Genomic DNA, 6,490 nt, shown 5'->3' with positions numbered 1-6,490 from the left:
TAAATACGGTTATCTCTTACAATAAAATTTTTAAAATTATAAAACTTTAAAGTGTTGAAAAATAATCAAGCATCATTGGGTGTAATCATTGGCAATCGTGATTTTTTCCCGGATAAATTAGTGGCTGAAGCGAGAAAAGAGTTAATTGCTTTTTTTGAGCAACTGCATATAAGCCCGGTCATGCTTAGTGAAGCAGACTCCAAATTAGGAGGGGTAGAGACCTTTGCAGAGGCACAAAAATGTGCTGCTTTGTTTAGAAAGCATGCAGATGAGATAGACGGCGTACTGGTGATTTTGCCAAATTTTGGTGATGAAAAAGGTGTAGCAGAGACTTTAAAATTGGCTGGGCTTAACGTGCCTGTGCTTATTCAGGCTTATCCGGACGAGCTAAATAAATTAGACGTCGTAAATAGACGGGATGCCTGGTGCGGCAAAATCTCAGTCTGTAATAATTTATACCAATATGGGATTAAGTATTCGCTTACCACTAAACATGTTACTTCGTTAAATGATGAAGTTTTTAAAAAAGATTTATTAGATTTTATTGCCGTTTGCCGGGTTGTAAAGGGCCTTAGGACAGTACGCATTGGAGCTGTGGGGGCAAGACCCACCGCATTTAACACTGTTCGGTACAGTGAAAAATTATTACAACGTAATGGGATTTCTGTAACAACTGTTGACTTGTCAGAAATATTGGGCAACGCCAACAAGCTTACTGCTAATGATCAATCAGTCAAAGACAAACTTGAGAAAATACATGCCTATACACCTACCGGCAAAACACCCAATGAAAAGCTAGTTCAGATAGCGAAGCTTGATGTGGTATTAGGAGAGTTTATGCAGGCTAACGCCCTTGATTGTACAGCCATTCAATGCTGGACATCGTTGCAACAAAACTATGGTTGTAATGTATGCACTAGTATGAGTATGATGAGCGAGAATATGTTACCGAGTGCTTGTGAGGTGGATGTTACAGGTACTTTAACGATGTATGCTATGCAGTTGGCGAGCGGCTCGCCCAGTGCATTGGTAGATTGGAATAATAACTATGCCGATGATGATTCCAAATGTGTATTGTTTCATTGCGGTAATTGGGCCAAGTCATTCTTGCCTGATATCTCGATGAGTACTGCGCCTATATTGGGGACTACTGTTGGAACAGAAAATACTTATGGCGCGCTCGATGGTCGTACACCTGCCATGCCCCTTACTTATGGCCGCATCAGCACAGACGACTTTAATGGAAAGATTAGGGCTTATATAGGTGAAGGAGAACTCACCAATGATGCTTTAAAGACCTTTGGTAATCGTGCGGTAGCACAAATAAATAATTTGCAGGGCTTAATGAAATATGTATGTCGCAACGGTTTTGAACATCATGTTGTAATGAATGCCAGTAAAACAGCTGGCATATTAAAAGAAGCCATGGAGAACTATTTGGGATGGGAAACTTATTCTCACGAATAAATTGCTGTTGTTCTATTCACGGCGTCAAGATTGAACGGGAATTTAATGTATTTATTTAGCTAATAAGATTAATTATTCGTTTGTAACGAAATGAAAATGTGAAAATGACAAATAAAGAATTGAAGCAAAAATCAATCGAGTATCGTAAGAAGATACTCCAATACATTGTAAAAGCCAAAGCAGGGCATACCGGCGGGAGCCTTTCTTGTACGGATATCTTAAATGTATTGTATAATGAGGTGATGAATGTATCACCTGAAAATTTTTCGTCACCGGATCGGGACAGGTATATTCAAAGTAAAGGACATTGTGTGGAGGCATTGTTTGTGGTTTTGGCTGATCAGGGTTTCTTTCCTGAAGAGGACTTGAATACTTTATGCCAATACAAGTCACATTATATTGGGCATCCCACACGTAAAGTGCATGGTGTAGAGCAAAATACGGGCGCTTTGGGCCACGGCCTGCCAATAGCAACAGGCACGGCCATCGCTGCAAAATTGGACAATAAAGATTATAAGGTATATACCTTACTGGGTGATGGTGAAATGCCGGAAGGAAGTAATTGGGAGGCGGCTTTAAGTGCTGCACAATATAAACTCGACAATCTCTGTGCAATTGTTGACAAAAATGGATTACAAATAACAGGAGCGACAAAAGATGTGTGTAGTACTGATCCTTTAGATAAAAAATGGGAAGCGTTTGGATGGGCTGTAAAAGAGGTTGATGGTAACGATATCGCAGCACTAAAAGATGTGTTACTATCCATCCCTTTTGAAGAAGGAAAACCCAGCGTCGTGATTGCCCATACCACCAAAGGGAAAGGTGTAAGCTATATGGAGAACCAGTTAAAGTGGCATCATGGCGTTCCTTCACCGGAAGAATTCGATCAGGCGATGAATGAATTAGACCGTGCTGCCTCGTTAATTCAATAAATATTTAGGAGCTAATTTTTTAGGAAATCAATAGAACTTATGGCTGAATATATAAATACATTGCCTTATAAAGCAAACTTGGAAGTTTATTCCGAAACACTACAAAGACTGGCTGAAAATGACAGAAACATTATTGCTGTAACCAGCGACAGTCGCGGCTCAGGTAAATTAGTGCCTTTTGGTAAAAAATTTCCTGAACAAATTGTAGAAGTTGGCATTGCCGAACAAAATCTTGTAGGAGTAGCCGCGGGCCTTGCTTCTTGTGGTAAAAAAGTTTTTGCGACTTCGCCGGCTTGCTTTCTCACTGCTCGGTCTTTTGAACAGATTAAAAATGACGTGGCATATAGCAATAATGCAGTAAATATTGTAGGTATCAGTGCCGGAGTAAGCTACGGTGCTTTGGGTACGACACACCATAGTTTACATGACTATGCTGCTTTAAGAGCGATTAATAATATTATTGTGGTTGCACCGGCGGACAACTATGAAACGCAGCAGGCCATTGAATTAGCTGCAGCAACTGATAAGCCTGTTTACTTACGATTCGGCAAAAAACCAATGCCTCATTTAAAGGCGTCGGCTGATGAAATATTTGAATTTGGCAAAGGTCGGATAATCACCGAAGGTGATGATGTCCTTATCGTTGCTTGTGGTGAAACCGTTTATCCCGCATTGGAAGCGGCACTTGTTTTAAAAGAAGAAAATATCTCCACTACACTAATCAGTATGCATACGATAAAGCCACTGGATACCGATTTGTTGGCAAAAGCGGCGACTAAATGTAAAGTGGTGGTAACGGTGGAAGAACATAGTATTTATGGCGGACTAGGGGAGGCTTGCGCCGCTTATTTATTGCAAAATAAAATATACAAGCCTTTTAAGATACTAGCTATTCCTGATGAATATACTGTTACGGGTTCACAGCAAGAAATTTTTAATCATTATGGAATTAGCAAAGAAGGTATTTCTGATGTAGTAAGGACACTGGTTCAGCATAATCTGGGGTTGAACAACTAAAAAACAGTATATGATTAATACTTTTGGTAAAAAAGGTATTTGTTGGATATGTATGTTCTTTCCTTTGTTTTGCTTTTCACAGCAAAAAATTGAGCAATGGGGAAGGTTCGAAACGTCGTTTAATTACCATTATAACGGCGATGCGTTTACGGACGTAGATATTACAGCAACTTTTATCAATGGTGACAGTTCTATTACAGTTGATGGCTTTTATGACGGCAACAACGTATTTAGGGTACGTTTTATGCCGTCAAAAATTGGCACCTGGACGTACACAACGCACAGTAATATAAGAGCACTTAATGCTAAAAGAGGAAGCTTTGATTGTGTAAAGGCCTCCGGTGACAATCATGGTATGGTGCGCGTGAGCAATACTTACTATTTTAAATATGCCGATGGCAAGCAATTTTACCCCGTTGGGACCACAGCCTATGCATGGAATCATATGAGTAAAGGAATGCAACAGATGACGCTGAAAAGTTTAAAAGCTTCAGGGTTTGATAAATTACGAATGTGCGTTTTCCCCAAAAATTATGATTTAGTAAAAGAGGAACCTGAAATATTTCCATTTAATGTCTTAAACGTAGATTCGGCCACTGAAACTGGGCAACACAAAAAATGGGATTTCTCGACCTTTAATCCGTTATTTTTTCAAACGCTTGAAAAACAAATTGATGCATTAAACAGCTTAGGGATCCAGGCAGATCTCATATTATTCCACCCTTATGATCACGGACGTTGGGGATTTGACGCGCTTCCTATGACAGTTAATATTCGTTACCTGAAATATATTATCGCGCGCTTAGGCTCCTTTCGTAATGTGTGGTGGTCAATGGCAAATGAATGGGATTTAGTAAAGGCAAAAACGCATAGTGATTGGATCAAACTTTCAAAATATGTCTATGACAATGATCCTTATCACCATTTGTGTTCTATCCATGGCACCACAGGTACGTACTTTGAATACTGGCTTCCGTATTTCTCCCATGCAAGTATTCAGGACGAGGCGCCCGTAATGAATTGGGGTGCGGCCAGTATTCTTCGAGATGCTTATCATAAGCCTGTGATATATGATGAAGTAGGATACGAAGGAAACCTGAAGAATCGCTGGGGACGCTATAGTGGTGAAGAAATGACCTACTTAATGTGGATGGGGGCTATAGGCGGTACTTATGTTACGCATGGAGAAGCTTATAAGTACTACAATGGAAATGACACGATCTTTTGGGCTAAAGGAGGAATGTTTAGAGGAACCAGCTGGAAAAGGGCTGCCTTTCTTAGAAAAATCTTGGAAGCGGATCCTGCACCATTGGAACCTGCAGATATTAGCCATGATTTCAAGACCGCAGCCGCTGGCGATGGAGATTATATTATTTATTTTGGCAAGGAAATGCCTGAAAATTGGGTTTTTAATATACCAGCAAAAAATGGTTCTTATCCCAAGCCGGTTGCAGGGGATAAATATAAGATTGACATTATCGACACTTGGGCCATGACAATTACACCGGTAAAAGACGTATTTGAAATTGGGAAAGAAGTGGATTATCGTTTTTATGGTAAAAATAGAAAAAAGATATGGTTGCCTTTAAAACCATATTTGGCCTTAAGAGTAACCAAAATCAATTAAAGATGCGAAAAAGAATTAACCAAACAATTTTCATTGTAATAGCTTGTTTATCTTTTGCACAATGTGGTCCTAGGCCGAAGGTCAAAAAGAAGAAAATGATTGCTATTGTTGTGTCGACGCTAAACAATCCATGGTTTGTTTTTCTTGGGCAGCAGGCGGCGAAAAAAGCTAGCGCACTAGGTTATGAAACGAAGCTATTTGATTCTCAAAATAATACTTCTTTAGAAAGTGACCATTTTGATAATATCATTGTAGAGGGTTTTAGCGCAATTTTATTTAATCCTACTGACGCAGATGGTTCTATTGCAAATGTAAAAAAAGCTAAAGCTGCCGGTATTCCGGTTTTTTGTATGGACAGGGAAGTAAATTCTTCTACTGTTGCTACCTCACAAGTATTATCAGACAGCTACTCGGGGGCAGTGGATATAGGAAAATATTTTGTCCAACAATTACATAAGAAGGGAAATTACGTAGAACTCTTAGGTTTGGTTGGCGACAACAATACTTGGGCTAGATCAAAAGGTTTTCACAGCGTGGTGGATAATTATCCAGGTTTAAAAATGGTGGCGCAGCAAAGTGCAGATTTTGATCGTAACAAAGCGATGGACGTAATGGAATCCATTTTGCAGGCACATCCCAGTATTGACGGAGTCTTTTGTGGCAACGATGCGATGGCTATGGGGGCCTATCAGGCGCTGGTTTCGGATGGTTTAGCGGACAAAGTAAAAGTCTTTGGTTTTGATGGTTCCGATGATGTAGTTGCCGCTATTAAGGCGGGGAAAGTTTGTTGTACGGGCATGCAATTTCCCAAATTAATTGCCGAAACTGCGGCTACTCTGGCTGATGAATATATAAAAGGGAAAAGGGATCTCCCTGGAAAAGTTCAAGTAGCGGTCGAGTTGGTTACAAAAAACAATGTAGATGATTATATAGGTTATGGTAAAAAATAAAATGCTTCTTCATGAATAAATTTATTAAATACGGATTAATAGTCGTTGCCATAATATGGATTGGTTACAGTTCGGTCTATATAAAAAAATTGAGTGATGCAAACAAAGCGGTGACTGGAAATTTTGATGCAAAAGCGTTCGTTAATAAATTGTGGGCCCAGCAATTACCGGCTAAATTGGACAGTGCTGTTGACCTAAATGTTTTGATGCAATTGATAAAAGCGGATCCTAACGAAGCTTTTAGCAGATATACGCATTCTTTGGATATAGGAGACACTCGTTATGCATTGATAAAAGCAGAAGCAATTGTTGATGCGGTGAATGAAGATGATGTCGCCATCACCGTAAAGGCGAAGCAGCCTTTCAATGCGAGTCTTGTTACCGAATTTGTATACGGTAATACATTGCGGGATGCAAGTGGTCTTATTGAATTGAAAGACTTTTCCAATACGATGGATTTAAATAATATCTCAAAGGAATTAAATAATATTATTAGA

The 6,490-nt window shown here is 39.5% G+C and carries 6 protein-coding genes; all 6 read left to right on the top strand.

Features of this window, described 5'->3' with window-relative positions:
- Positions 1-54: 54 nt before the first annotated feature.
- A complete protein-coding gene (locus ACQR30_RS03120) occupies positions 55-1,467 on the top strand; it encodes an L-fucose/L-arabinose isomerase family protein (RefSeq protein WP_429731116.1) in 1,413 nt (470 codons plus the stop codon).
- 104 nt (positions 1,468-1,571) lie between these two features.
- A complete protein-coding gene (locus ACQR30_RS03115; RefSeq protein WP_429731113.1) occupies positions 1,572-2,399 on the top strand; it encodes a transketolase in 828 nt (275 codons plus the stop codon).
- 39 nt (positions 2,400-2,438) lie between these two features.
- A complete protein-coding gene (locus ACQR30_RS03110) occupies positions 2,439-3,416 on the top strand; it encodes a transketolase family protein (RefSeq protein WP_429731111.1) in 978 nt (325 codons plus the stop codon).
- Positions 3,417-3,426: 10 nt separating this feature from the next.
- Complete coding sequence (locus ACQR30_RS03105; protein WP_429731108.1) at positions 3,427-5,043, top strand: DUF5060 domain-containing protein; 1,617 nt, start codon at positions 3,427-3,429, stop codon at positions 5,041-5,043.
- Positions 5,044-5,138: 95 nt separating this feature from the next.
- Complete coding sequence (locus ACQR30_RS03100; RefSeq protein WP_429731105.1) at positions 5,139-5,993, top strand: D-ribose ABC transporter substrate-binding protein; 855 nt, start codon at positions 5,139-5,141, stop codon at positions 5,991-5,993.
- Positions 5,994-6,004: 11 nt separating this feature from the next.
- On the top strand, positions 6,005-6,490 hold a 486-nt coding region (locus ACQR30_RS03095; protein WP_429731103.1), incomplete at its 3' end, for a DUF2291 family protein.

The sequence above is a fragment of the Arachidicoccus sp. genome, assembly GCF_050436765.1.
Classification (GTDB): Bacteria; Bacteroidota; Bacteroidia; order Chitinophagales; family Chitinophagaceae; genus Arachidicoccus.
This window is presented reverse-complemented; position numbering and strand designations above follow the sequence as displayed.